This is a genomic window from Pseudomonas sp. P9_31 (assembly GCF_034008235.1).
GTDB lineage: Bacteria > Pseudomonadota > Gammaproteobacteria > Pseudomonadales > Pseudomonadaceae > Aquipseudomonas.
In genome coordinates this window covers 4710791-4737783 of record NZ_CP125375.1, presented here as the reverse complement: position 1 = coordinate 4737783, position 26993 = coordinate 4710791, and the positions used below count along the sequence as shown (strand labels likewise).

Annotated in this window: 24 protein-coding genes; 14 read left to right on the top strand and 10 right to left on the bottom strand. The window is 59.6% G+C overall.

The genetic code is table 11. The features are described from left to right. Window positions 1–88 precede the first annotated feature (88 nt). Window positions 89–2143: a S9 family peptidase gene (locus tag QMK51_RS21200; RefSeq protein ID WP_320391627.1), complete on the bottom strand. Its 2055-nt coding sequence runs from the start codon at window positions 2141–2143 to the stop codon at window positions 89–91. 302 nt (window positions 2144–2445) lie between these two features. On the opposite strand from QMK51_RS21200, the gene QMK51_RS21195 reads away from it, so the two are divergent. From QMK51_RS21195 to QMK51_RS21185, 3 genes are read left to right on the top strand one after another with little or no spacing between them, the layout of a single operon-like run. Next, the gene (locus QMK51_RS21195) at window positions 2446–2943 is read left to right on the top strand and encodes an MFS transporter (RefSeq protein ID WP_258697087.1); all 498 of its coding nucleotides are present in this window, start codon (window positions 2446–2448) and stop codon (window positions 2941–2943) included. 32 nt (window positions 2944–2975) lie between these two features. Next, window positions 2976–3752 carry a class II glutamine amidotransferase gene (locus QMK51_RS21190; RefSeq protein ID WP_320391625.1) on the top strand — a complete coding sequence of 259 codons (777 nt, stop codon included), beginning with the start codon at window positions 2976–2978 and terminating at the stop codon, window positions 3750–3752. Between the two features lie 12 nt (window positions 3753–3764). Then, complete coding sequence (locus tag QMK51_RS21185; protein ID WP_258697085.1) at window positions 3765–4307, top strand: DUF2937 family protein; 543 nt, start codon at window positions 3765–3767, stop codon at window positions 4305–4307. A 112-nt stretch (window positions 4308–4419) separates the two neighbouring features. Here the strand turns inward: QMK51_RS21185 and QMK51_RS21180 are convergent, their stop codons facing one another. The 4 genes from QMK51_RS21180 to QMK51_RS21165 form a co-directional block, all read right to left on the bottom strand. After that, window positions 4420–6531, bottom strand: a complete 2112-nt coding sequence (locus QMK51_RS21180) for a TonB-dependent receptor (protein WP_320391623.1) — start codon at window positions 6529–6531, stop codon at window positions 4420–4422. A 13-nt stretch (window positions 6532–6544) separates the two neighbouring features. Then, window positions 6545–7756 carry an MFS transporter gene (locus QMK51_RS21175; protein ID WP_320391621.1) on the bottom strand — a complete coding sequence of 404 codons (1212 nt, stop codon included), beginning with the start codon at window positions 7754–7756 and terminating at the stop codon, window positions 6545–6547. Further along, window positions 7746–9668 carry an IucA/IucC family protein gene (locus QMK51_RS21170; protein WP_320391619.1) on the bottom strand — a complete coding sequence of 641 codons (1923 nt, stop codon included), beginning with the start codon at window positions 9666–9668 and terminating at the stop codon, window positions 7746–7748. The genes QMK51_RS21175 and QMK51_RS21170 overlap by 11 nt, the downstream gene beginning before the upstream one ends. A 111-nt stretch (window positions 9669–9779) precedes the next feature. Further along, on the bottom strand, window positions 9780–10709 hold the full coding sequence (locus tag QMK51_RS21165; RefSeq protein ID WP_258697081.1) for a LysR family transcriptional regulator: 930 nt from the start codon (window positions 10707–10709) through the stop codon (window positions 9780–9782). A gap of 174 nt (window positions 10710–10883) precedes the next feature. Between QMK51_RS21165 and QMK51_RS21160 the strand changes: the two genes are divergently transcribed. The 4 genes from QMK51_RS21160 (at window position 10884) to QMK51_RS21145 (ending at window position 14625) form a co-directional block, all read left to right on the top strand. Beyond that, window positions 10884–12170: an MFS transporter gene (locus QMK51_RS21160; protein WP_320391617.1), complete on the top strand. Its 1287-nt coding sequence runs from the start codon at window positions 10884–10886 to the stop codon at window positions 12168–12170. A gap of 78 nt (window positions 12171–12248) precedes the next feature. Then, a complete protein-coding gene (locus QMK51_RS21155) occupies window positions 12249–13001 on the top strand; it encodes a 5-oxoprolinase subunit PxpA (RefSeq protein WP_320391615.1) in 753 nt (250 codons plus the stop codon). Next, a complete protein-coding gene (pxpB, locus tag QMK51_RS21150; protein ID WP_258697078.1) occupies window positions 12998–13702 on the top strand; it encodes a 5-oxoprolinase subunit PxpB in 705 nt (234 codons plus the stop codon). Before QMK51_RS21155 ends, pxpB begins: the two co-directional genes overlap by 4 nt. Next, complete coding sequence (locus tag QMK51_RS21145) at window positions 13699–14625, top strand: biotin-dependent carboxyltransferase family protein (protein ID WP_320391612.1); 927 nt, start codon at window positions 13699–13701, stop codon at window positions 14623–14625. The genes pxpB and QMK51_RS21145 overlap by 4 nt, the downstream gene beginning before the upstream one ends. Window positions 14626–14745: 120 nt before the next feature. On the opposite strand, the gene QMK51_RS21140 is transcribed toward QMK51_RS21145, so the two are convergent. Together QMK51_RS21140 and QMK51_RS21135 are read right to left on the bottom strand one after the other, a co-directional pair. After that, complete coding sequence (locus tag QMK51_RS21140) at window positions 14746–15924, bottom strand: vWA domain-containing protein (protein ID WP_258697076.1); 1179 nt, start codon at window positions 15922–15924, stop codon at window positions 14746–14748. Between the two features lie 32 nt (window positions 15925–15956). Then, the gene (locus tag QMK51_RS21135; protein WP_258697075.1) at window positions 15957–16802 is read right to left on the bottom strand and encodes an AAA family ATPase; all 846 of its coding nucleotides are present in this window, start codon (window positions 16800–16802) and stop codon (window positions 15957–15959) included. A gap of 202 nt (window positions 16803–17004) precedes the next feature. Between QMK51_RS21135 and QMK51_RS21130 the strand changes: the two genes are divergently transcribed. After that, window positions 17005–17235 carry a DUF4160 domain-containing protein gene (locus tag QMK51_RS21130; protein WP_116262268.1) on the top strand — a complete coding sequence of 77 codons (231 nt, stop codon included), beginning with the start codon at window positions 17005–17007 and terminating at the stop codon, window positions 17233–17235. After that, window positions 17223–17726 carry a DUF2442 domain-containing protein gene (locus QMK51_RS21125; protein WP_320391607.1) on the top strand — a complete coding sequence of 168 codons (504 nt, stop codon included), beginning with the start codon at window positions 17223–17225 and terminating at the stop codon, window positions 17724–17726. Before QMK51_RS21130 ends, QMK51_RS21125 begins: the two co-directional genes overlap by 13 nt. Here the strand turns inward: QMK51_RS21125 and QMK51_RS21120 are convergent. Beyond that, a complete protein-coding gene (locus QMK51_RS21120) occupies window positions 17723–18799 on the bottom strand; it encodes a DUF748 domain-containing protein (RefSeq protein WP_320391606.1) in 1077 nt (358 codons plus the stop codon). The genes QMK51_RS21125 and QMK51_RS21120 overlap by 4 nt on opposite strands. A 126-nt stretch (window positions 18800–18925) precedes the next feature. Between QMK51_RS21120 and cysK the strand changes: the two genes are divergently transcribed. From cysK to QMK51_RS21100, 4 genes are all read left to right on the top strand, one after another. Continuing rightward, window positions 18926–19900, top strand: a complete 975-nt coding sequence (cysK, locus tag QMK51_RS21115; RefSeq protein WP_258697071.1) for a cysteine synthase A — start codon at window positions 18926–18928, stop codon at window positions 19898–19900. 234 nt (window positions 19901–20134) lie between these two features. Then, complete coding sequence (locus QMK51_RS21110) at window positions 20135–21073, top strand: aspartyl/asparaginyl beta-hydroxylase domain-containing protein (protein ID WP_320391603.1); 939 nt, start codon at window positions 20135–20137, stop codon at window positions 21071–21073. Between the two features lie 173 nt (window positions 21074–21246). Next, entirely contained in the window at window positions 21247–21411 is a 165-nt protein-coding gene (locus QMK51_RS21105; protein WP_165353262.1) for a hypothetical protein, read from the top strand. Window positions 21412–21509: 98 nt separating this feature from the next. Further along, complete coding sequence (locus QMK51_RS21100; RefSeq protein ID WP_320391599.1) at window positions 21510–22373, top strand: DMT family transporter; 864 nt, start codon at window positions 21510–21512, stop codon at window positions 22371–22373. Between the two features lie 39 nt (window positions 22374–22412). On the opposite strand, the gene QMK51_RS21095 is transcribed toward QMK51_RS21100, so the two are convergent. Further along, window positions 22413–23993: a diguanylate cyclase gene (locus QMK51_RS21095; protein WP_320391598.1), complete on the bottom strand. Its 1581-nt coding sequence runs from the start codon at window positions 23991–23993 to the stop codon at window positions 22413–22415. Between the two features lie 164 nt (window positions 23994–24157). Continuing rightward, window positions 24158–25066, bottom strand: a complete 909-nt coding sequence (locus QMK51_RS21090; protein ID WP_258697066.1) for a DMT family transporter — start codon at window positions 25064–25066, stop codon at window positions 24158–24160. A 129-nt stretch (window positions 25067–25195) separates the two neighbouring features. On the opposite strand from QMK51_RS21090, the gene aceK reads away from it, so the two are divergent. Next, a complete protein-coding gene (gene aceK / locus QMK51_RS21085; protein WP_320391597.1) occupies window positions 25196–26917 on the top strand; it encodes a bifunctional isocitrate dehydrogenase kinase/phosphatase in 1722 nt (573 codons plus the stop codon). The last annotated feature ends 76 nt before the right edge of the window (window positions 26918–26993 follow it).

Genomic DNA, 26993 nt, shown 5'->3' with positions numbered 1-26993 from the left:
ATCGCGAGCAGGCTCGCTCCCACAGGGGATATGTGTTGCATCCGGTCCGGCGTACTGGTGTTAAGACCAGGACACCGGGCCAAGTTCCTCAGGCAATGCCCAAAACCTTCAAAACAAATGCGTATTCGAGGGCTACGTCACGTAATCCCTGATAACGACCGCTCATCCCGCCATGCCCGGCGCCCAGTTCAGTCTTGAGCAGCAGGGGATGGGTGTCGGTTTTGGTCGCCCGCAATTTTGCCACCCACTTGGCCGCTTCCCAGTACTGCACGCGGCTGTCGTTATAGCCGGCGATCACCAGCGTCGCCGGATACGCTTGCGCGGTGACGTTTTCGTACGGGGCGTAGGCCTTGATCCGCTCATAGATGTCCGGCTCTTGCGGGTTGCCCCACTCGTCGTATTCGGTGACGGTCAGCGGCAGCTCCGGGTCGAGCATGGTGTTGAGCACGTCGACGAACGGCACTTCGGCAATCGCCGCGCCAAACAGCTCTGGCCGTTGGTTAAGCACCGCGCCAATCAGCAAACCACCGGCGCTGCCACCGCTGATCACCAGCTGCGACGAGGTGGTGAAACCGTGGGTGATCAGGTGTTCGGCGCAGGCGATGAAGTCGCTAAAGGTGTTGTGCTTGTGTTCCTGCTTGCCGGCGCGATACCAGGCTTCACCCAGCTCGCCGCCACCGCGTACGTGAGCGATGGCAAACGCCATGCCGCGATCCAGCAGACTCAGGCGGGCATGGGAGAACCATGGGTCGAGGCTTTCGCCATAGGCGCCGTAGCCGTACAGATAAAGCGGTGTCGGCTTACCGAGGAATTCGCGTTTGACCACAAGGCTGATCGGCACTTGCGTACCGTCCGGTGCCGTCGCCCAAAGCCGCTGGCTGACGTAAGCATCGGCGTCGAATGGGCCGAGTACCGGGGTTTCCTTGAGGACTTTCTGCTCGCCGGAGGTCAGAGTCAGTTGGCGGATCTGCGCCGGACGGTTCAGGGCTTCGTAGCGCAGACGGATCCTGTCGCTGACAAATTCCAGGCTGTTTTGCACATGCAGGCTGTAGGCCGCGTCCGGCAATTGCACGCGATACGGTACCAAGTCCTGTGGGTGGACTTCGATGATCGGCAGGCCACCTTCACGCAGGCTCAGGGTCATGGCCTCGGCGTTCAGGCTCATGCCGTCGATCATCACCGTGTCGCTGTGGGGAATCAGGTTCTGCCAGTCGGCTTCGGTCGGCGCGACACCGGTATCGACGGCCTGGTACAGGGCGAAGTTGATACCGTCACGGTTGGTGCGGATCAGCCACGTCCACTCGCCATCGAGTTTGCCGTGGTCGACATCGTACTCATGTTCTTCGACCCTCGGCGCCAGGCAGGTAAAGGCCTGATGCGGCAGCGAGGCGTCGAGTGCCCAGACTTCGCTGGTGGTCTTGCTGCCCAGCGACAGCAACAATTGCCGTTCGGAACTGGAACGGTAGCAGTGCAGGAAAAATCGGCCGTCGGGCTCATGGAACACTTCTTCGGCCGCCGTGCCGTCCAGCCGATAGCGGAACAGTTTGTGCGGGCGATGGGTCTCGTCGAGTTCGCCGAAGAACAGCGTCAGGCTGTCGTTGGCCCAGGTCATGCTGCCGTCGCAGTCCTGGAATTCCAGTTCGCTGACGCGGCCGTTGGACAATTCCTTCACGAACAGCGTGTAAATCTCCTCGCCACTGGAATCGATGCTGTAGGCCAGACGCTGGTGGTCCGGGCTGATGCTGAACGCGCCCAGGGAAAAGAAACCGCCCTTGGCCAGCACATTCGGATCAAGCAGCAGTAGCTCCTGGCTTTCGTCGATATGCAGGCTGCCGTCGGTCGGACGCGGGCAGCGGTAGTGGCGGGCGTATTCATCGCCTGCGGTGGTGCGGGTGTAATACAGATACGGGCCCCACGGCGAGGGGAGCGACAGATCGGTTTCGAGAATCCGCCCCTTGATCTCTTCGAACAGGGTTTCACGCAGCCCGGCCTGATCGGCGGTTTGCGCCTCTTGATAGCTGTTTTCAGCTTTCAGATAATCGAGCACCGCGTCGGTGTCGCGCTCCTGCAGCCAGGCATACGGGTCAGAACCGTCGGCCTTGTGGGCAATCGGGGCGCAGGTGACGTTGGCGGATAAGGGCATGAATGGCTCTCGAACAATGTATGAAATAGGGGCTTCGCAACCTGTGGGGGCGGGCTTATGGTGAGGGGGCTATTCTGTGGCGAGGGAGCTTGCTCCCGCTGAACTGCGCAGCAGTTCCTTTTTTGGGACCGCTTCGCAGCCCAACGGGAGCAAGCTCCCTCGCCACAAAAGCTCGCTCACCACAAAAGTCCCCTCGCCACATAAGCTCGCTCCCACAGGCTCTGAGTCTTGCTCAACTGGTATTGGGACAAGCCTGACGTGCGAAAAGTCGTTACTATAAGCGCCTCTTTGCCTGCCTTGCCATGGACACCATGACCGAGAACGACTATCTGATCGCTTGGGGCCTCTACGCCTTTGCTGCTTTAGGCTGCCTGTTGGTGTGGATGCGCATCACCCGCTGGATGTGGCGTTGGCTGCGTGAGCCACTGCGGCTGCTGGTGGCGGTGTTGCTGTTCAGCCCGACCATCATCGACCCGGTGAAGGAAAAGGTTGCCCCGGCCATCGCCATCACCGCCCTCGATCTGCTGTTCAAGGTCGGCAACAACGCCTGGCGGGCGATTTCCGACCTGTTCATGTACGCCATGATTGCCTTCGGCATTTACCTGGTGTTCGTGGCGATCCGTTTTCCCATCGAGCGCGCCTCCAACGCTCGCAAGGAACGGGCGGCTGCCGCGAAGGTTGCTGCGCGTGCCGACGAACCTGAAAACGATCAACCGTTCGGCGGTGCTGGCGATGATCGTTACGGCCGGCCACCGGTGCCAAGCAACCCTCAGCGTTTGCGGGTCGAACCGCGTCTATAACCGTGCCCCTGTATTGAGTCGAGAATCCGAGCATGTGTGAGCTATTGGGCATGAGCGCCAATGTCCCGACCGATATCGTGTTCAGTTTCACCGGGCTGATGCAACGTGGCGGTCGCACCGGGCCGCACCGTGACGGCTGGGGCATCGCTTTCTATGAAGGCCGTGGTCTGCGGCTGTTCCAGGACCCGGCGGCGAGCAGCGAGTCGGAAGTGGCGAACCTGGTGCAACGCTATCCGATCAAGAGCGAAGTGGTGATCGGGCACATCCGCCAGGCCAACGTCGGCAAGGTCTGCCTGTCTAACACCCACCCGTTCGTGCGTGAGTTGTGGGGGCGTAACTGGTGTTTCGCCCACAACGGCCAGCTGGCCGACTTCAACCCGACCACCAGTTTCTACCGCCCCGTTGGCGATACCGACAGCGAAGCGGCCTTCTGCGATTTGCTCAACCGGGTACGCGCTGCGTTCCCTGAGCCGGTAGAGATTGAAGAACTGTTGCCGGACCTGGTGGCGGCCTGCGCTGAATACCGCAACAAGGGCGTATTCAATTGCCTGCTCAGCGACGGCGACTGGCTGTTCTGCTACTGCTCGACCAAATTGGCGCAGATCACTCGCCGTGCCCCGTTCGGCCCGGCGCGCTTGAAGGACGTCGATGTGATCGTCGACTTCCAGGCCGAAACCACGCCCAACGACGTGGTCACGGTGATCGCCACCGAACCTTTGACCGAAAACGAAACCTGGACCCGCTACGAACCGGGCCAATGGAGCCTCTGGCGGCGCGGTGAATGCGTCAGTCAGGGCAAGACCGAATAAGGATTCTCCCTCATGTTGCTCAGTTATCTACGGCTGGTGTTGTTTGCGGCAGGCCTGTTGATTGGTGTCCAGGTGCCTGGGTTCATCAGTGACTATGCCAAGCGAGTCGAGGCGCATCTGATTGAGGCGCAGACCGGTTTGAGCGGTTTTCAGGGCACTGCCAATCAGTTTTTCAAGGGGGATATGCAGGCGCTCGTGGCCCATTACCGTGCCAGCGAAGACCCGATCTTTCGCAGCGATGCCGACAGCCTGAGCACCTTGCTCACCCGTCAACTGGCCCTCGACAAGCAATTCCAGGCCATGCAAGGCCCGTGGTATATCCGAATCCTGCAGGTAGCTCTGGCCGCCGACCCGGATATTCGCAAGGAAACCTGGAACGGCTACAGCTACCAGATCCTGCTGACGCCGGAAGCGATGATCTGGGGCATGAGCGGCGCGTTGCTGCTGTCGTTCGGTATTGAATGCCTGTTCCGGTTGATCGACTGGGTGGTGCTGGGCGGCAAGCGTCTGCGCCAGAGCCGGCCGATCGAAGAGCGGGACTTGCGCGGTTTGTAAGAAAAAAATCAAAAGATCGCAGCCATCGACAGCTCCTACAGCCGGCTTGTCGGCGATTGCCGCGACACGGTATGCCTGGCAGATCGCGTCGCTGGCAAGCCGGCTCCTGTTTTTACCAGTCGACCGAGTAGCTCATGCTCAACGTACGACCTTCGGCGTTGGCGTATGGCGCTCTGGCGTTGGCCTGGGTGAACAGGTTCTGGTAGGTGCGGTTGGTCAGGTTGTACACGCCGCCCTCAAGACGACCGACCGGCAGTTGCACCGAGCCAAGCAGATCCACCAGTGTATAGCCGTCGATCTCGCGTCCGTTGTTGTCCTTGGCGGCAGCGTCGTAACTGGACAAATGCATGCCTTGCAGGCGCAAGGTGTAGTCGTCTTCGGTGTAGCCGACGAACAGTGTGGTCTTGGCCGGTGAGATGCGCGTAGCCGGCAGATCGATCCATTTGCCGTTCTGCTCGGTCTCGCCTTTGGCCCAGGCATAAGTGCCACCCACCGACCAGCGATCGGTCGCGCGGTAGGTCAGGCTGTTTTCGATACCGCGAACCCGCTCTTTCTGGTTGATCAGGCGCAATACGCGATCATTGGCATCGTAGAACTGGGTCACGTCCGAGGTGTTTTCGTACACGGTGACGTCGGCCTGCCACTGATCCCAGTTACCACGCCAGCCCAGCTCGTAACTGTCGACCTTGATGGCCTGGGCATTGAGACTCTGGATGTCGAAGGTGCTGCTGACGTCACGCATGAAGCGCTGGATATCCGGTAGCGAAAACCCCTGGCTGTAATTGGCGAAGACGTCCTGGTTTTCACTCAGGTGGTAGACCGCCCCCAGGTTGTACAGCGTGGCATCGTATTTCAGAGTGTCGCCGGGCAGCGTTGCGCGTATGCCTGTCTGGACGATCTGCCCATAAGCGATGCTGTCGGAGACGTCGCTTTCGATCCATTCACGGCGTACACCGCCACGCAAGGTCCAGTCACCGATGTCCCAGGACATCTGCCCGAACAGCGACTTGGTGGTGGTTTCGATGTCCGGGCCCAGCTCGTAAGTGGTGCCGGTCTTGGTGTAGTTCAGGCCATTGAGCGTGTATTGATCACCCCGTTGGCGGGAGCGCTCATTATCATAGTCGGCGCCCCAGACCAGATTACCCGTGGCACTCCCGATCGCCGGCAGCGGCGTGTCGATGGCCGCGCGCAGACCGTAGACATCCTGCACGCTGTTGTTGTCGGAGATCCCGGCCCTGCCTCGCGACAGGTCCGGAAAGAACAGCGCATCGGCGCGGCGCCAGTAGCTTTCCAGTTGCAGGCCATGACCGTAGAAGTCCTTGTCGGTGTAGTTGAGGTTGGCCGCCTGGTTATGGGTATAGGGTTGGTCGTCGAGTTGCAGCCCTTTGACTGCCACGGCTTGCTGCAGGTTTTTCGGGTCTTTGGTGTAGCCAGTGTCCTGCTGGTCCTTGTAGTCCTGCAGCGACAGGCTGAGTTTTTTGTCGGCATCCAGTTCGTAACCGAAACGACCTTGCAGGTCATAGGTTTCGGTATCCATGTTGCTGCCCTGGGAGGTGTCCTGAGGGATGCGGTTGCCGTTGCCATCGTACTGATCGTTACGCTGGGTCAGGTCGGCGGACACATACCAGTCCAAGGCATCCTTGCGCCCGGTCGCACTCTGAAAGGCTTCGTAGGCGAAGCCTTTGCGGTTGAGGTTGTTGCCGCTGGTCAGGCCCAGTTTGCTGCTGTAGGCAATGTCCTGGCCCTGATTGCGCTTGGTGATGATGTTGATGATGCCGCCCGAAGCACCGGCACCGTAGATGCTGCTGGCGCCGGAGATTACTTCGATGCGTTCGATGCTGGCCGGGGCGATGCTGTTGAGCTGGCGGTAGTTATCGCGCGTGGCGTTCTGCGAGACGCCGTCGATCAACACCAGCATGTTGCGCCCGCGCAGGGTCTGGCCGAAGTTGCTCATCCCGCCGCTGGACGGTGCAATGCCGGGGACCAATTGCCCGAGGATGTCGGAGACCCGGCGACCCGCGCCGCTCTGCTCACGGATCTGCTGTTCGTCGATGACCTGGACCGAGCCCGGAATCGAGGCGATGCTCGCCTCGCTGCGAGTGGCGGAGACGACGGTGGCTTGCATGTTCAAGGTGCCGGGCTGCTGCTCGGTATCCTCGGCCCAGGTCTGGGCGCTGAAGGTACCGAGCAGCGGGATCAGCAAGGAGAGTTTGGTTCGGGTCATGACGTGGTCTTTTTTAGTTGTGATAAGTGTGGGGCGATAAGGTCGAACGGTCAGGCGCGGTGTTGAACGACCGCACCCAGCGGATCCCGATGGCGGCCAGGGCGTAGGTCAGCGCCACCAGCCAGAAACTGTGAACCAGGCCGACCAGGCCCATGCCGATCCCGCCAAGGACGACACCGAGCAGAGCACCAGCTTTTGCCGCGCTGTTGCCCAGGCCCAGCGCGAAGCCCTGCTGGGTGATGGAAATGGTGTTGGCGATCAGGGCATAGGCGACGGGCAGCAGGGCGCCTTGCCAGATCCCCCAGACGAGTCGGCTGACGAGAAACCCCAGCCATTCGTTGGCCAATGCCGTGGCCGCCAGTGTCAGGGCGCACAGCCAGGCCACGCCTTCGATGACGCGCAAGGTGTAGGCCGGCTGCCAGCGGTCGAACAGGCGTCCCCATAGTGGTGCGGAAATGGCCAGGGTCGCGGCGCTCGCCGCGTAGGTGGCACCGATCAGCCAGCTTGGGGCATGCAGAATGTTCGCGACGTATAGGGCGTAGAACGACTGCGGCATCATCTTCGCGGCCTGAATCAACACGATCACCAACAGGATTCCACCGAGCCAGCCTTTGGGCAGAGCAACCGGCTCGACAGGTTTTTTCTTCGAGGTTCGCGCCTTGTCGGCCGGCAGGAAAAAACTTCCCAGTGCGCACAGCAGGCAGATCACCGTCGCGCCATAACACAGCAAGGCAAACCCCGAGACGTCCATCAGCCAGCCACCCAGCACCGGGCCGATCAACGAGCCGACGGCAGTGGCCGATTGCAGGCGGGCCAGGGTGTGACCACGCCTGGAACTGTCGCAGCAGGCCAAGGCATAGGCTTGCGCGGCAGCGAGAAAACCGGCCAATGCGCCTTGCATCACGCGAATACCCACCAGCAGCCACGGGTCGAGGGTGATTGCCGCCAACCCTTGGCACAGCGCGAGTGCCAGCAACGCCCGAACAATCATCGGTTTGTGTCCGGTGCGATCGCCCAACCGGCCCCACATGGGCGTCAGGAGCATGGCCGCCAGCATCGGACCGGCATAGACCATCGCCGATAACAGCGCGGTGTAGCTGGCGCCCTCCGGCCCGAGCAGATGCTGGATCTGCAAGGGCCAGAACGGGCCGCTCATTTCCATTGCGCCCATGGAGACAAACTGGATGACGATCAGCAGTCGCAAGGCGCGACCGTCAGCGAGCATGGGTGTTGGGTCGCAGCGGGTTGCTCAGGCGTCCGACGATGTCGGCATGACTGTCGAGCAAGCGCATGCGCATGAACGATTTGGCGGGCCAATCCTGTTCCAGCAAGGCCTGGTGCTCGCTTTCCCAACGTGCCGGTTCAACACGCTCGCGCAAGGTCTCGAAGCACTGTGCAACGTGCGATGCCAATCGCTCCCAAAGGACACTGTCCGGCACATTCCAGTGGCGGGCACAGAGCAGCGTCAGCTCACCGAGGTGGCACATGAAGGTGGTGTGCAGGAGTTTGTCGCGGACAAAGCCGGAATCGTCATACAGGGTCATTTTCGGATCGTGCAACTGGATATCCAGGCCCTTGGCGTGCAGGGTTTTGCGATCGATACGAACGTCGCCAAAATCACGCAATAGCAACCGATTCAACTGCCCGTCAGCACCCATCACCATGAAACTGTTTTGCTGATGCGCTTCGAACGCCACGCCATACATCAAGTAAATGCCCAGCAGACTCGGTACGGCAATCGACAGGTAATCATCGAAGAACCTCCGCATGGCCTCGCTGTCGTCACTGCCCTGAGCCAGTCTTACCCAATCACGCAGCAACGGTTGGTCGAATTCGTTGACGGCGAACAGGCTGCCGACCGGCACCGCCAACTCGCCTTCTTGCAGGAGGGTAAGCGGGTTGTCGCGATACAGTACGGCAGCATGCCGGGAGCGCTCGTCATCGGTCGGCAGTGGTGCGTAGTGCACGCCGATGCGCTCTGGAACGATGTTCAGCAGACGCTGAATCTGCGGTTCCTGATCGAGAATATCCAATACCAGTTGGCTGATGCGCGGACCCATCCGGGCGGAGCGCGGCGACACGGTGCGCTGCACGCTGGTCAGTCGCAGAGCCACCGGCAGTTTGACCATCGGTGCCGTGCGGCTGGCCTCCGGCAGGACCGTGCGGAAGGACATGGTCGGGTGGCCGGTAAACGCCACGATGTCAGTGACGATCAGCAGGTTGTCGGCGATCTCGTTGGCGAACGAATGTGGCAGCTCTTCATGGGCTTGCCATGGGTGCGACGGAAGCGGGAGGTAGTCCGTGACTTCCAGACCCAGCTGCTGCAGATGGCGTTGCAGTTGCTCGGCTGCCTGTGGGAAGTGACCTCGCCACCAGTCCCAGTAATCGGTGGTGCCGGCCAGCGCTTCGACGTGTGCGTACTGGCGGTGCAGGGCGCACAGAACGATCGGAAAACTCGCTTCGAATTCTGGCGAGAAAGCGATGACCTGAGCGGCGCTCAAGCCCAGTTTGGTCTTGTAGTTCGGGTGCCACGGATGGCCAAGCGTGCCCCATTGTTCGAGCAATGACGTCGGGTTCTGGTGATTGGGGCCGGTTTTGAGCCACGCGAGCAGATTGTCGTCGTACTCGGTGTCGATTTGCTCTCTCAGGCGCTCGGTCCATCCATGGTGAAACGCCAGGCACAGGGTGTCGTTGCTGAAGCTGTCATCCAGCTCCCGGGCCAGACGTTCCAGTACCTGCGGGGAGGCTGGCGGGTTGAGCTGAGTGCTGAGGTGAGCGAGCAGTTCGCTGGGTAACTGGATTTTATGGGGCAGTTTGTCGGGGGTGTGCAGGACGATGCTGCCGCGTACGTCCCAGCTGTTCATTCTTGCGCCGGACAAGTGCTCGAAGCAAAGATGCACACCATCGCCAAGTGGCAGCCAGCAACGGTTGGTGTCGTCGTATTCGCAGGCGTCGGGGTTGATCAGATCTTCACGAAACAGCGCCTGGATCAGGCGTTGGAAACAGCGCTGGGCGGCGGGCTCCAGCGCATTGCTCAAATGATCGAGTGTGATGCGGTGGGACTGGAAAGCCTGAGTGCCAAGAGCTTCGCTCCAGTGAGCGAGCAATTGCTGCTGTTTTTGTGTGTAGCCGCGCATCAGGTCCGACTCCTTCTGGACAATTGATTAGCTGAAAGCGCGCAGAGAATACCTCCTTGAAAAATTAATGCAAATGATAGTGGTTCATATTTACACTTTGAGAAACTTCCTTCAAATTCTGGCCTGTGGTTTGCTCAAGACGATGTAGTGTTCGCCCACTTTCTGCGCGTAGTGCTCCACGACTTGCTGACACAACGCCACGATTTCTTCGACCCACTCCACACCTACCCGCCACGACACCACCACCTGCAAATTCGGTGGCCGCTGATCGATGGCCAGCAAGGTCAGTTCCCCCCGCGCCAGTTCCTCGGCCACCAGCACCGGTGGCAGCGCGCCAATGCCGAAACCGTCCCGCAGCAAACGGGTAATCGCCGACACTGAATTCACGCAATTGAGGCGTGGCGCCATGACCCCGTTGGCCTGCATCAGGCTCAAGATGTCCTGGTGCGGACGGGAGTTTTTCGAATAGGTGATGATCCGCTCCCGCGCCAGGTCGGCGACACCTGAATACTCGCGGTTGTAGATGGAATTGCTAGCCACGATCCAGCCCATCGGATGACTGGCCAGCTCCAGGCTGCGCACGCTTTCCTGACGCAGCAGGTCGGTTTGCAGGATCAGATCGAGAAAGCCTTTTTGCAGCTGATCGCAGAGGTTGAGCGCGGTATCGGCCACCAGCTCGATTTCCACCAGCGGGTAGTGATCCATCATCTGCGCCACCAACGGGCTGAGCCAGGTGTGGATCACGGTGTCCATGACGCCGATCCGGACCCGCCCGACCTTGCTCGATCGCGTCTCGATCGACTGCTTGAGCGCCTGCATCGTGTCCATCATCTGCTCGGCATATTCGAGCACTTTCAAGCCTTCGGGGGTCAGGCTCACGCCGCGAGAATCGCGCAGAAACAGCTTCACCCCCAGCTCGCCTTCGAGCACGGCGATACGGCTGGAAATCGACGCCTGGGTGGTGAAGAGCTTGTCTGCCGTCAGGCGAAAACTCTTGAGTCGGGCGACCCAGACAAAGGTCTCGAGAAACTTCAGGTTCATGGGGTCTGCTCGTGGGACTCAGCCCGTCGGATAAGGTTTTCTTATGTCTAGGGCGGGTTTTTATTAGTTGGACGTAGCAGGGCAAGGCGTCCAAAAATCAGGCCATCCGGTTCCCACGATAGGCGTCGTCGGGGCTCAGAACAATACCAATAAAATATGCACGGAGATTTTGCCATGAGTGCGCCCGACACCCTCGATACCCCTAAGGCTACGACTCGCCCGGGACCCTTCGATTGGTACCACAACATCAACAAGCAGGAACGTCGCACGTTCTGGAGCTGCAAGATCGGCTATGGCCTGGACGGCATGGACACCCAGATGCTCAGCTTCGTGGTGCCGACCCTGATTGCCATGTGGGGCATTACCACTGGGCAAGCCGGGCTGATTCATACCAGCACCCTGATCGCCTCGGCCATCGGTGGTTGGGTGGCGGGGATTCTCTCCGACCGCATCGGCCGGGTGCGTACCCTGCAACTGACGGTGCTGTGGTTCGCCTTCTTCACTTTCCTCTGCGGCTTCGCCCAGAACTATGAACAACTGTTGATCAGCCGCACGTTGATGGGCTTCGGTTTCGGCGGTGAATGGACCGCAGGCGCGGTGCTGATGGGCGAAGTGATTCGCGCCAAGGACCGTGGCAAAGCCGTCGGCATGGTGCAATCGGGTTGGGCGTTGGGTTGGGGGCTGACAGCGATTCTGTATGCGCTGCTGTTCTCGGTGTTGCCGCCGGAAGACGCCTGGCGGGCATTGTTCATCCTTGGCATCGTGCCGGCGATTTTCGTGATCTTCGTCCGCCGCCTGGTCAAGGACCCGGAAATCTACCGCGAAGCCAAAGCCAAACAGGAGCCAGGCAACCCCGCCAAGTTCTATGAGATTTTCGCCCCTGGCATCCTTTTCACCACGATTCGCGCGTCGATCCTGACCACCGGTGCCCTCGGCGGTTATTACGCGATCACCTCCTGGTTGCCGACTTTTCTGAAGAATGAACGGGGCTTGAGCGTACTCGGCACGGGCGGTTATCTGGCCATGGTGATCATCGGGTCCTACATTGGATACGTGATCAGCGCGTATTTGACTGACATCCTCGGTCGTAAAAAGAACTTCATTCTGTTTGCCGTTGGCTCGTTCACCATTGTTCTGCTGTACACCCAATTACCGGTCAGCAACGGTGTGATGCTCTGGCTCGGCTTTCCTTTGGGCTTCTTTGCTTCGGGGATCTTCAGCGGCATGGGCGCGTTTTTGACCGAGCTGTTTCCAACGCGGATTCGCGGTTCGGGCCAGGGTTTTTGCTACAACATCGGTCGGGCACTGGCGGCGTTGTTTCCGTTGCTGATCGGCTTGCTCAGCCAGAAGGTGCCACTGAGCGTGGGAATCGGGGCCTTCGCGGCGGTGTCCTACGGGGTGGTGATCCTGGCGGCGTTGAGTCTGCCGGAAACCCGCGGCAAACAACTTGATGCTCAATAACCGGATATCCGGTAACTGATAATCTGTGGGGCATAAGTCCTTCAGTTAAAAAGACAAAAGCCTACAGGAGCGTTCACCGTGAACCGCCTGCTATTGAACTGCGACATCGGCGAGAGTTTCGGCAACTGGACCATGGGTCTGGACGCCGAGGTCATGCCCTTCATCGACTGCGCCAACATCGCCTGCGGCTTCCACGCCGGCGACCCGAGCATCATGCGCAAGACCGTCAGCTTGGCCCTGAGCCATGGCGTGCAGATTGGCGCGCACCCGGCCTATCAGGATCTGGTGGGGTTCGGTCGTCGATCCATGGCTTACACCGCCCAGGAATTGCAGGACCTGTTGCATTACCAGATCGGTGCCCTCGACGGCATTTGCCGGGCTCAGGGCGGGCGGGTGAGTTACGTCAAACCCCACGGCGCGATGTACAACGACATGATGGCCAACCCGGCGCAATTGCGCGCGGTGATTCAGGGCGTGGCGGCCTACGACCGGACGCTGCCGCTGATGCTGATGGCGACCCGCGACAACAGTGCCGCGCAGCAACTGGGCGATGAATATGGCGTGACGTTGTGGTTTGAAGCTTTCGCCGATCGCGCTTACGACAGCGCAGGCATGCTGGTCTCGCGGCAACTGCCGGGAGCCGTGCATCACGATCCAGAGAAAATCATCGAACAGGCGCTGATCATTGCCCGCGGTGACAACCTCACGGCCAGCGACGGCAGTGCCTTGCACCTGCAAGCCAATACCTTGTGCGTACACGGCGACAACGCCAGTTCGGTGGCCGCCGTGCGACGCATTCGCGAAGCCTTGAATCAGCAGAGCGCATCATGAAGCCACGGGTAGAAGTGGTGGCGCTGGATTGCCTGATGGTGCGCCTGTTCGATGACATCAGCGAGGCCAATATGCCGTGGATGCTCGCGGCCAGCGAGCGTCTGCGAGAAGCGTTCGCCCGCCATTTGATCGATCTGGTGCCGTCCTACACGACGTTGATGGTGCATTACGATCTGATGGCACTGAATCCGGGCCAGGCGCGGGAATTGATCACTAACGCCTTGATCGATCTGTCGCCCAACGCTCGGGCCAGAGGTAAATGCCATGTGCTGCCGGTCTGGTATGACCTGAGCGTCGGCCCGGAACTGACTTTGCTATCTCAGCGCAGCGGGTTAACGGTGGAAGAGGTGATTCGTTGCCACAGCGAACGCGAGTATCAGGTGTTCGCGTTGGGTTTCGCGCCGGGGTTCGCCTTCATGGGGTTGGTGGAAGAAGTGTTGGCTGCACCGCGTCTGAGTACTCCACGTAAAAAAGTGGCTGCCGGCAGTGTCGGCATCGCCGAACGCCAGACGGCGGCTTATCCGGTGGTGTCTCCTGGCGGCTGGAACCTGATCGGCCGCACCCCGGCCAGACTGTTCGACCGCGAGCGCGACGGCTATAGCCTGATGCAACCGGGCGACACCGTGCGCTTCGAAGCGGTCAGCCATGCCGAGTTCATCAACCTGGGCGGTGACGATACGCCGATGGAGGCCCTGGCATGAGCCAACTGACGATTGAGGCAAGTACGCCGTTGTGCCTGTTGCAGGATGCCGGGCGATTTGGCGTGCGGCATCTGGGCGTGACCCAGGGCGGCGCGCTGGATTGGCGATCGATGTCGTGGGCCAATTGGCTGGTGGGTAATGGGCTGGATGCATCGGTCATCGAGATTACCCTCGGTGGTTTCAGCTTGATGGCCGAAGAGGATTGCGTGCTGGCACTGGGCGGGGCGGATCTGGGGGCGCAAATCGATGGCGAGGTGTTGGCGCCGTGGCGCAGTTTCAGGCTGCACAAAGGCCAGCGACTGCAATTCACTCAGCCGTTACTCGGGGCGCGGGCCTATCTGGCGGCGCCGGGCGGATTCGATGCGCCCAAGGTGCTGGGCAGCCGGGCGACGGTGGTGCGCGAGGAACTCGGCGGTCTTGATGGCATGGGCCGTCCGTTGGCCAAGGGGCAGTCGTTGAGCTATTCGGGCAACTCGGTGATGCTGCTGCGGGAGTTGCCGGGGGACCTGCGACCGGACCTGAGTCTCGCGGCACCGCTGGACCTGGTGCTCGGTGCACAGATCGGTGAATTCAGCGGGCAGAGTCTGTTTGACGCGTTCAACAGCGCCTGGATCCTCGATAGCCGTGCCGATCGCATGGGGATTCGCTTGCTGGGAACGGCGCTGGAGTACCAGGGCAAACCGATGATTTCCGAAGGCATCCCGCTGGGTGCGGTGCAGGTACCACCGGATGGGCAGCCGATTGTGTTGCTCAATGACCGGCAGACCATTGGCGGGTATCCGCGGCTGGGAGCGTTGACACCGTTGGCGTTGGCGCGATTGGCGCAGTGTCTGCCGGGGGCGAAGGTGCGGTTGCGACCGGTGGTGCAGGATGTCGCGCATCGGGAACAGGTCGAGTATTTGCGCCGGTTTTTGCGCCGCTAAAAGCTTCGCGAGCAGGCTCGCTCCCACATTGGATTTCGGTCGTACACAAATACTGTGTTCGCTGGAGATCAACTGTGGGAGCGAGCCTGCTCGCGATAGCGGCCGAACAGACGACGAAGATTATTTGGACAAAAACCGCATCCCTTCCTCCAACCCCCGCAACGTCAGCGGGAACATCTGGTCATCAATCAAATCCCTCACGATGCTGGTCGACGAGGTATAGCCCCAGGTGTCTTTCGGGTACGGGTTGATCCAGATGAGCTTCTTGTACTTTTCCTTGAAGCGCTGCATCCACACGTAACCGGCTTCTTCGTTCCAGTGCTCGACGCTGCCGCCGGCCTGGGTGATTTCATAGGGCGCCATGGCGGCGTCACCGATGAAGATCACTTTGTAGTCGGCGCCGTACTTGTGCAGCAGGTCCTGGGTGGCGGTGCGCTCGGAGGTGCGGCGCATGTTGTTCTTCCACACCGATTCATAAATGAAGTTGTGGAAGTAGAAGTACTCCAGGTGTTTGAACTCGGTCTTGCAGGCCGAGAACAGTTCTTCGCAGATCTTCACGTGGGCGTCCATCGAACCGCCGATGTCGAACAGCAGCAACAACTTGACGGTGTTGCGCCGCTCCGGACGCATCTGGATGTTCAGCAACCCGGCATCGCGAGCGGTGTGGTCGATGGTGCCGTCGATGTCCAGTTCTTCCGCCGCACCCTGACGGGCGAATTTACGCAGGCGACGCAGGGCGACCTTGATGTTGCGCGTGCCCAGTTCGACCGAATCGTCGAGGTTCTTGTACTCGCGCTGATCCCAGACTTTCACTGCCTTGCCCTGACGCTTGCCGGCATCGCCGACCCGAATGCCTTCCGGGTTGAAACCACCGGAACCGAACGGGCTGGTGCCGCCGGTGCCGATCCATTTGTTGCCGCCGGCATGGCGTTCCTTCTGTTCTTCCAGGCGTTTCTTGAACTCTTCGATCAGCTTGTCCAGGCCGCCGAGGGACTGGATCGCGGCCCGCTCCTCATCGGTCAGGGAGCGTTCGAACTCCTTGCGCAGCCAGTCTTCGGGGATCAACGCCTGAAGGTGATCGTCGAGTTTTTCCAGGCCATTGAAGTAGGCAGCGAACGCCCGGTCGAACTTGTCGAAATGCCGTTCGTCCTTCACCAGAATCGCCCGTGACAAGTAATAGAACTCGTCCATGTCGGCGAAGGTCACGCGCTGTTTCAGGGCGTTGATCAGGTCTAGCAGCTCACGCACCGAAACCGGCACCTTGGCAGCACGCATTTCATTGAACAGGTTGAGCAGCATGGCGATCGCCTACGACTTTGTGAAAAGAGGGATCAACGAGTGCCGCGACGGCTCATGAACGCCAGGCGCTCGAGCAATTGCACGTCCTGTTCGTTCTTCACCAGGGCGCCTGCCAGCGGTGGAATGGCCTTGGTCGGATCGCGTTCGCGCAGCACTGCTTCGCCGATGTTGTCGGCCATCAGCAGTTTCAACCAGTCCACCAGTTCGGAGGTCGAGGGCTTCTTCTTCAGGCCCGGCACCTTGCGCACGTCGAAGAACACATCCAGCGCTTCGCTGACCAGGTCTTTCTTGATGTCCGGGTAGTGCACGTCGACGATCTTCTGCATCGTGATGCGATCCGGGAAGGCGATGTAGTGGAAGAAGCAGCGGCGCAGGAAGGCGTCCGGCAGCTCTTTCTCGTTGTTGGAGGTAATGATGATGATCGGACGTTTTTTGGCCTTGATCGTCTCGTCGATCTCGTAAACGTAGAACTCCATCTTGTCGAGTTCTTGCAGCAAGTCGTTGGGGAACTCGATGTCGGCCTTGTCGATTTCGTCGATCAGCAGAATCACCCGCTCTTCGGACTCGAAAGCCTCCCAGAGCTTGCCCTTTTTCAAGTAGTTGCGCACGTCGTGAACCTTGTCCACGCCCAGCTGCGAGTCCCGTAGGCGGCTGACCGCGTCGTACTCGTACAGGCCTTGATGCGCCTTGGTGGTGGACTTGATGTGCCAGGTGATCAACTTGGCGCCGAAGGACTCGGCCAGTTGCTCGGCGAGCATGGTCTTGCCGGTGCCTGGCTCGCCCTTGACCAGCAGTGGCCGTTCCAGGGTGATGGCGGCGTTGACCGCCAGCTTCAGGTCATCGGTGGCGACGTAGGCCTGGGTGCCTTCGAACTTCATCTGCTAATCCTCGAACGGTAACGCCGACCTGAACGGGGCAGGGCGGGGCGCAATAGTTGTAATGTCCGACTATAACGCGCTGCCCGGTCGACTGTGAACGCAGACGGGGTATTCAGTCTCTGAATGGGGCGTCACATCTTGACTCAGTCTCGGCTGCTGGCCAGTATTGATGTATCGCCATTCTGGCGATAGCTTGCGAGGCATGTCTACTAAATATCGATTTCGCGATACGTACCGTATTCAGTTGCGCGAGAAGGATCATCCGCCGCCCCATGTCCACCTGACCGGTGGCGGGCTGGACGTTATGCTCAGCCTGGAAACCGTCGAAGTGATGATGGGCAAGGCGCCGCCGCTGATTATCAAGGAAGCGCTGGAGTGGGTCAGGGCCCATCAGGTGCAGTTGCTGGAGGATTGGAAACGATGTTACCCATGAAACGACCACGGTTGTCGGCCGTGCTGGCATTGCCGGAATACAGGCTGGCGCTGACTTTTATTGATGGGCAGCAGCTGAGCCTCGATTTAAGTCGCGACCTGCGTTCATATTCGGGGCTGCAGCTATTGCTGGAGGGCCGTGCTTTTGAAGGAGCAGCCTTGGGTGACGATGGCTGGAGCGTGGAGTGGCCTGAACTGGATATCCAGATTGGCGCAAACACGCTGTATCTGGATGCCCTTGCGCAAAATGCGGTAGATGAAAACACCCGTATTTTCATCGATTGGCGTGCTCGCACTGGGTTGCCGCTGAATCAGGCGGCCGAAGCGTTGGGCGTGAGTGCTCGTAGCATCAGCCGCTATAGCAGCGGTCGTGAAGCCGTGCCGCGGTCGTTGGCGCTGGCGTGTCTGGGTTGGGACTTTTTGCAGCAACAATTGAGCCCGGCGCGGGCGGCGGAAGAAACCGGTCGTTACACCGTCACACGCAAATCTTAACCGGAATCCGGCTTGGAGCGTTCGTACTGGGCATTGAACGCCTGGATGAAGCCGTTGCGTAAAATCTGTAAAAACGCCTCGAACGCGCTGATATTTTGCTGATGCACGTTGCCCCTGAGTTCGACGCGAGTGGCGAACTGGTTTTTCGCCTGGTTCTTCAACACATTCTGGGTGCCGCCGACGAGTGCTTCCCAGATGGAACGAAAAATTCCTTTGTCTTTGTTCTCCACGTCCTGTTGCCAGTTGAACACTTCGACGTCCCGCAACAGTGGCTTGATGTAGCCGGTGAGTTGACCCTTGTCGGCTTTGGCCTCGATGACCACGTCGCCATGGCCGGCATTGAAGTCGAATTTGCCGTAGGCCGCAGCGAAGTCGTTCAGGCGTTTGAGTTCAAGGTCCCTGGCGCGCAGGCGGAACTCGAAGTCTTCGAAATTGCTCAGCGGATCGAAGGTTGCCGTTGTTTCCAGCGGTGCATTCCCCGGTAACAGCGCCTTGCCATCGAAACGGGCATCGCGTTTGCCTTTGGTGTCGACTACGTTGGTCAGGTTGTAAATGCTGGCATTCACCTGAGTAGCGTTCAGGTTCACGGGCGGTTTTGAATTGAAGTTGTGAAAGGTGACCCGGCCATCGTTGATCCGCACTTCGTTCAGGGTAATCGGCAGCAATTTTTCTAACTGGGCCCGCCAGTCGGTGCCCTGGCCAGTCTGGGAGTTTTTCTTGTTGGCGCCACCATCGACGAAGTTCACCTCGAGTTTGTCGAACTGCGCCTTGGCCACCACGGCATGGTCGTACCAGAGCGAATGCCAGCTGACGGAGAGGTCGATCAATGGCGCGTTGACGAAAGGCACCGGGACCTTGCCGTCGACCTTGACGATTTTCAGTCCGTTGATTTTGTAGGCGCCGCGCCACAGGGCCAGGTCCACGTCGGTAATCTGCCCGCGGTAGTCGCCCATGTTCGCCAGTCTCTCGTTGAGGTAATCGCGCACTATGTAGGGCAGGGCGATGTGCAGGGCAACCAGCAGCAAAACGAAGCCGGCGAGGGTCCCCAGGGGCCAGCTGTATCGACGCTTCATGGCGGTAAATCTCTGGCGGTGTAAAGCGATTGACTGCGGTGGTAGGCGGACGTTCGACTGACTGGACGACCACGAGTAACAGGCATACCGTGGAGGGCTAATTCAACGCGGTATAAGGACCCAGCCATGAGCCGTATCTATGCTGACAACGCCCACTCCATCGGCAATACGCCGTTGGTGCAGATCAACCGTATCGCCCCGCGCGGTGTCACCATTCTGGCCAAGATCGAAGGACGTAACCCCGGTTATTCGGTCAAGTGCCGGATCGGCGCGAACATGATCTGGGAGGCTGAAAGCAGCGGTAAACTCAAGCCCGGCATGACCATCATCGAACCGACCTCGGGCAATACCGGTATTGGCCTGGCATTCGTTGCCGCCGCCCGTGGTTACCGGCTGATGTTGACCATGCCTGCATCCATGAGCATTGAACGACGCAAGGTGCTCAAGGCCCTGGGCGCCGAACTGGTGCTGACGGAGCCGGCCAAAGGCATGAAAGGCGCGATCGAGAAAGCCGCCGAAATCCTCGCCAGCGACCCGTCCACCTACTTCATGCCGGGGCAGTTCGAAAACCCGGCCAACCCGGCCATCCATGAAAAAACCACCGGTCCGGAAATCTGGAACGACACCGACGGCGCAGTCGACGTGCTGGTGGCGGGTGTCGGAACGGGCGGAACCATCACCGGCGTTTCGCGGTATATCAAGAATACCCAGGGCAAACCGATTCTCTCGGTGGCAGTGGAGCCGCGGGTGTCTCCGGTGATCACCCAGGCGATCGCCGGGGAGGAGATCAAACCGAGCCCTCACAAGATCCAGGGCATCGGTGCTGGTTTTGTGCCGAAGAACCTGGACTTGTCGATGGTCGATCGGGTCGAGTTGGTCAGCGATGACGAATCCAAGGCGATGGCCCTGCGCCTGATGCAGGAAGAAGGGATTTTGAGCGGCATCTCTTGCGGCGCCGCCATGGCGGTGGCTGTGCGGCTGGCCGAAACCCCGGAAATGCAAGGCAAGACCATCGTGGTGATCCTGCCTGACTCCGGCGAACGCTACCTGTCGAGCATGCTGTTCAGCGATCTGTTTACCGACCAGGAAAATCAGCAGTAGGAGCTGCCGAAGGCTGCGATCTTTTGATCTTGTTTTTGATCTGGAGAGAGAGGGGGTTGATGCAGGTCAGCCCCCGTTCAGGAACCTTGTGTTAATAAGTGTTTATTGCGTAATCCTTAACGTTGAATGTTGAATTATGCGGGTGTTTCCCGAGACCGGGAGTGTTTATCATGGCCGACTGCCACGTCGGGTAAATGGCGTTGTGCGGAGTTTCCTATTCTCAAGGAGTCGTAGATGAGCTTTTCCTTTGTCGCGAAGGCGTCAGTGTTGCTGCTGTTCCTCGGCAGCACGCTCTATGTGCACTTGCGCGGCAAGGCGCGTTTGCCGGTCCTGCGTCAATTCGTCAACCACTCGGCCCTGTTCGCGCCTTACAACGCCTTGATGTACCTGTTCTCTGGCGTGCCGTCCAAACCCTATCTGGACCGCAGCAAGTTCCCGGAACTGGACGTGCTCAGGGATAACTGGGAAGTTATCCGCGACGAAGCCATGCACCTGTTCGACGAGGGCTACATTCGCGCCGCCGAAAAGAACAACGACGCCGGTTTCGGTTCGTTCTTCAAAAAGGGCTGGAAGCGTTTCTACCTCAAGTGGTACGACAAACCGCTGCCGTCGGCCGAAACCTTGTGCCCGAAAACCGTGGCGTTGGTCAGCGGTATTCCGAATGTCAAAGGCGCCATGTTTGCGCTGCTGCCCGGCGGCAGTCACCTCAACCCGCATCGCGACCCGTTTGCCGGCTCCCTGCGTTATCACTTGGGGCTGTCGACGCCGAACTCCGACGATTGCCGCATTTTTGTCGACGGTCAGGTCTACGCCTGGCGTGATGGTGAAGACGTGATGTTCGATGAAACCTACGTGCACTGGGTCAAGAACGAAACCGAGCAAACCCGGGTCATCCTGTTCTGCGACATCGAACGCCCCTTGAGCAACCGCCTCATGACCCGCCTCAACCGCTGGATCAGCGGCTTGCTGGGCCGTGCCACTGCACCGCAGAACCTTGATGATGAACGCGTTGGCGGGATCAACCAGGCCTATGCCTGGAGCAAAAATTTCAGCGACAAATTCAGCGGCGTGGTCAAACAATGGAAACGTCGCAACCCCAAGGCCTACCGCGTCCTGCGTCCGGTGCTGGCGGTGGTGGTGTTGACGTTGTTGGGGTATTGGCTGTTTGGTTGAGGCCGATCCCGGAACAAAATCAGCCCACCGGAAGTAATGCTGCTCAGTCAAGGCGCGGAACCTGTGGGAGCGTGCCAGACGCTTAGTCATTGCAATCGATGTCACGCGCTGGTTATAGTCGGCGCTCGGTGGTTTCCTGAGCCACCGTTTCACCCATCAAGAAAGATCAGCCCATGCCTGCTTCCCTCATCAACGCGGTAGTCGATTCAGCGGTCAACGCTGGCGTCGTGCCGTGCGGGAATCAGCAGCCTGCGCAGATCAGTCATTACCCCCCACCTGTCAGTAGCACGCCGGTGTGCGCCGTCGTATCACCGCCGGGCGTTGGCTTCTCGGGCTGATCAGCTTTTTCCGCTGCTCCCCCCTTTGCCCGCCTGAAAAAACTACTGAATTTCAGCTTCGGCTGAGTTGGCTTTTTGCCTGACTACAGGTGGTATTCATGTTTGTCCTTTCGAAAAAGTCCGCGCTTGCGGCGGCGTCCACGTGCCTGTTCGTTCTGCTGTGGAGCAGCGGGGCGATCTTCTCCAAATGGGGCCTGGCCCACGCGTCACCCTTTGCCTTTCTGCTGGTTCGCTTCGCCATCGCTCTGTGCGGGTTGGTGCTGCTGGTGCCGTTGCTCAAGCTGAAGCTGCCCAAGGGCGGCAAGCCGATGTTGTATGCGATGGCCACGGGCGTGGTGTTGCTGGGGGCTTATCAGATTTTCTATCTGCTGGCCCTCGACCTGAAGGTCACGCCGGGGATGATGGCAACCATCATGGGCGTTCAACCGATTCTCACCGTGGTGCTGATGGAACGTCAGCGTTCCTGGAGCCGGCTGTTCGGTCTGGCGCTGGGCTTGGCCGGGTTGATCATGGTGGTTTATCAGGGCATCGGATTGGCTGGCATGTCCTTGGCCGGAATGCTCTTCGGCCTGTTGGCGCTGGCGAGCATGACGTTCGGTTCGATCATGCAGAAGCGCATCACCGACAATCCCCTGGGCACACTACCGGTGCAGTACCTGGCGGGGTTGCTGCTCTGCGGGATTTTCGTACCATTCCAGCCGTTTCACATCGAACACAGCACAGGGTTCATCGTGCCGGTGTTGTGGATGGGGTTGGTGGTGTCGGTGCTGGCGACGCTGCTGCTGTATCGACTGATCGCCCGGGGCAATCTGGTGAATGTCACCAGCCTGTTCTACCTGGTGCCGGCAGTGACGGCGGTGATGGATTACCTGTTTTTCGGCAATCGGCTGGCGATGTTGAGCCTGCTTGGCATGGGGCTGATCATCGTCGGCCTGGTGTTTGTGTTCCGTAAGCAGGCTTGATCCCGTGATGAGTGCTAGCCGTTGGTCATACCCACGGCTTCACGCGCTGACCACTCGATTGCGGCCAGCCTGTTTGGCGCTATAACTGGCCTGGTCGGCACGGCGCAGCAGCTCTTCGGCGGCGATATCCGTGTTCCAGGTGGCGACACCGAAACTGGCGGTGACGCGCCCGGCGATGGCTATGTCATGGCTGGCCAGGGACTGGCACAACACGTTGGCCAACTGTGCGGCATTCTCCTCTGAAGTGAACGGGCAAAGGATGGCCAGTTCTTCTCCACCGATCCGGCAAAACACGTCGCTGGCGCGCAAGCGTTGGCGGATCCGTGCGCAGGTTTCCTTCAACACCGCGTCACCCACATCATGGCCACATCGGTCATTGATGGACTTGAAGTGATCGAGGTCGAGCATGATCAATGAAAAACCGGCGGCGTAACGTTTGCCGGTGTCCACCAGGTGCTCCAGAGTACTCATGAAATGACGACGGTTGTAGATACCGGTCAACTCGTCGGTAATGGCCTGGGTACGCAGTTTTTCCTCGCGGTCCTTAAGCTCGGTGATGTCACTGAACGAGCCATACCAGACGCAGCTCTGGTCCGGCTGGCGCTCGGCGTAGGATTCGCCGCGCAGCCAGCGCACGCCCTTGACCGGCAGTATCACGCGAAAATCGCACATCCAGCCTTCGGCGGTTTCCATCGACTTTGCGGTGACTGCCCGGATCATTGGCAGGTCCTCGGGATGCAGTCGCTGGAACAGTGGATTACCGGCGAAATTGACACCGACCACCGCTTCGGCCTTGAGCTCGAAAACGTCTTCGACGCTGCGGCTGCAAAACGAAAAGAAACCGTCGCCAGGCCCCTGCAGGTGGTACTGGTAGAGCACGTTTGGAATGCGTTGGGTCAGTAACGTCAACAGGGCTTTGCTTTCTTTGATCCGGTTGAGCAGCTCGATGCGTTCGCTGACATCGATGATCACGCTGATGTGCTCGACCTGACCGCTATGGGTGTCGGTGAACCGGGCATGGCGCAGCTCGCCGGTGAACCGGCTGCCGTCCTTGCGCCGATAACTCCACTCCGTGGCTTTGCTCGATCCGTTGTCATCGGTGGAGAGCTGGCCGATCAGTTGTTTATCGGTCAGTGACTGGAGCGCCGGGTCGGCGCAGGCAAGACGGCGTGCATCGATCTCTTCCTGCACATGGAGCATCTCGACGTTGTTGCGCCCCAGCATTTCTTTGCGGCTGAAGCCGAACAATGCCTGGGCGCCCTCGCTGAACACCTGTATCCGCCCTTGCGGATCGGTGGTGATGACGGCCACCTGGGTCGCGGCATTGATCAGGTTGGTGATGCGCGCGTTCAAGAAGCTGATCTGGTTTTTCTGTGCGGTCAGTTCCTCGAACCGGGCCCCGGAATGTTTCTGACGTATCCGCGTAGAAACGCAGAGAACGCCGAGTAACAGGGTTTCGACGATCAGTGCCAGTTCGGCATAACGGTGGATCGAAGTTGGATCGGGCAACCAGAGCAACAGGAGGATGGTGCTCAGGCTCAACGTCAGACACAACGACAGCCCGATCAAAAACCGGTCGCCTTTGAGGTGACGGATGGATGGGGGTATCCAGGAATTCATCTTCACCTCGGGAGTGATCTGAAACGCAGTTTGCGTGCCTGCCCCGAAAGGTTCAGTGGTGCCAGCGCTGTGGGCGGATTATCTACACAGCGCCTCGCCGATAGCTAGATACCGCACCCGGTAAACATGACGATCAGAGGTTTTATTTTGGCTTGCCGTACCTTCTACCGCGCAGCCACCTCAACCGGTTTCACCACCGCCGGCTTCAACACCAGCCACAACGCCGCGGCAATCAATACCCCGCCATAGAGGTGCGCCATCGACAGCGGCTCATCCAGCAACAGCGCCCCCCACAACACGCCGAACGGCGGGATCATGAAGGTCACGGTCATCGACTTCACCGGGCCGATCGAGCTGAGCAAACGGAAGTAAATAATGTAGGCGAAGGCTGTGCATACCAAACCCAACCCCAGCAACGACAACCAGACGCTCCAGCCGCCCCAGCTCGCCGGTGGCTGGCTGATCACGCTGTAGCCAAACAGCGGCAGCAAAAACAAGGTCGCGCCGAGCATGCTGCCCAGGGCCGAAAGGCGACTGTCGAGGCCGCCGGCCTGATCGAGCCAGCGGCGGGCGAGGAACCCGGCAAAGCCGTAGCAGGTGGTGGCCATCAGGCACGCCAGTGCGCCCATCAGCAGTTCCATGTCGAACGCCACCGGACCTGCACGGGTGAGGACGCCGACGCCGAACAGGCCGAGAAACACCCCACAGACCTTCGCCCCGGTGAGCTTTTCATGGAAGAACAACCCGCCGATCAACACCCCCATCAACGGCGTGGTGGCGTTGAAAATCGCCGAGTAACCGGCCGGCAGCACTTGGGCGGCCACGGAATAGAGGGTCGCTGGAATCCCTGAGTTGATCAGCCCGAGCAGCATCACAGTCTTGAGTTTGCCTTTGAAATCCCAGCTGATACGCATCAGCCCAAGGATCACCAGCAGCCCGACAGCGGCAATCGACACACGGAAAAAGGCAGTGGGGATTGTGCCAATCACTGGGGCGATAATGCGCATGAACAGAAAGCTCGCACCCCAAATGGCGGCAAGTGACAACAAACGCAGGATATCGACGGGGTTCACAGCACTTTCCTTCCTTGATTGGCGCGCAAGTGTCGCCCCTGTCAGGGCACAAGGCAATGGCTTGCGTTGCGTAACACAGGCCCACTAAGCTCAGGCTCCAACGATAAGAACAGCCGCCGAGGTTTCACCATGCCGCAGCAATGGCCAGCCGCCGACATCGCCCGAATGATCCTCGATGGCTTTGACGATTACCGCGAGCATTTCCGTCAGATCACCGATGGCGCCCGAGCCCGCTTCGAGCAGGCCCAGTGGCAGGAGACGCAAGTCGCTTCGGCAGCGCGGATCAATCTCTACGAAGAAAAGGTCGGCGAAACGGTCGGGCACTTGCATGCGTCGTTCGCCACCGATGTGTTGATAGACGTCAGCAACTGGCCGCTGGTCAAAAGCGCTTACATCAGCCTGATCGACCTGCGTTTCGACGATGAACTGTCCGAGACCTGGTACAACTCGATTTTCTGCGGGCTGTTCAGCCACGACCTGATCAGCGACGGCTGCATGTTCATCCACACCACGCGGCCGAGCCTGCGCCGGGCCCGGGCCGCGCAAACCCGCATCTACAAGCCGCAGGGGCAGTTGTCGGGCATGCTCACCAGCATCTTTGCCGACTACCGCTTCAGTGAGGACTACGCCAATTTGCCCGGCGACCTGCGTCGCCTCGAAGCGCAATTGCGCGAGAACCTGCCGGACTGGGTCTGCAAGGACCCGCAATTGAGTGTCGAGCTGTTTTCCTCGGTGCTTTACCGCAACAAGGGCGCCTACCTGGTGGGGCGCATTCATACCCAGGACGAGCAATGGCCACTGGTGATTCCGCTGCTGCACCGCGAAGGCCGGGGCATTCAGATTGATGCGCTGATCACCGACGAGGCGGAGGTGTCGATCATCTTCTCCTTCACCCGTTCGTATTTCATGGTCGATGTACCGGTGCCGGCGGAGTTCATCGGCTTTCTCAAGCGCATCCTGCCGGGCAAGCACATCGCCGAGCTGTACACCTCGATCGGCTTCTACAAGCATGGCAAGTCCGAGTTCTATCGGGCATTGATCAACCACCTGGCCAACACCGACGACCAGTTCATCATGGCCCCCGGCGTGCGCGGGATGGTCATGAGCGTGTTTACGCTGCCGGGTTTCAACACCGTGTTCAAGATCATCAAGGACCGCTTCTCACCGTCGAAAAACGTCGACCGTGCCACGGTGATCGAAAAGTATCGCCTGGTGAAGAGCGTCGACCGGGTCGGCCGCATGGCCGACACCCAGGAGTTCGCCGATTTCCGTTTCCCCTTGAGCAAGTTCGAGCCGGCATGCCTGGAGGAGTTGCTTGAAGTGGCGCCATCCACGGTGTCGGTGGAGGACGATACGGTGCTGATCCGCCACTGCTGGACCGAACGCCGGATGACGCCGTTGAACCTTTATCTGGAACACGCCAACGAGGCGCAGGTGCGCGAGGCGCTGGAGGATTACGGTCTGGCGATCAAGCAGCTGGCGGCGGCGAATATCTTTCCCGGCGACATGTTGCTGAAGAATTTTGGCGTTACCCGTCATGGTCGCGTGGTGTTTTATGACTACGACGAAATTTGCTTCCTGACCGAAGCCAACTTCCGCCACATCCCGCAACCGCGTACGCCGGAAGACGAAATGGCCTCCGAGCCGTGGTACTCGATCGGGCCACTGGATGTGTTTCCCGAGGAGTTTCCGCCGTTTCTGTTTGCTGATTCGGGACAACGAAAGTTGTTCGATCAGTTGCATGGCGAGTTATACAACGCTGATTACTGGAAGGGTTTGCAGGAGGCAATTCGGGCCGGCAAAGTGATCGACGTGTTCCCGTACCGCCGCAAAGGCCTCGACGACGAGTAGTTCTCTGCGATTGCTGCGCAATCGATCGCGAGCAGGCTCGCTCCCACATTTGATCGTGGCGCCCCCGTTTTTGTGG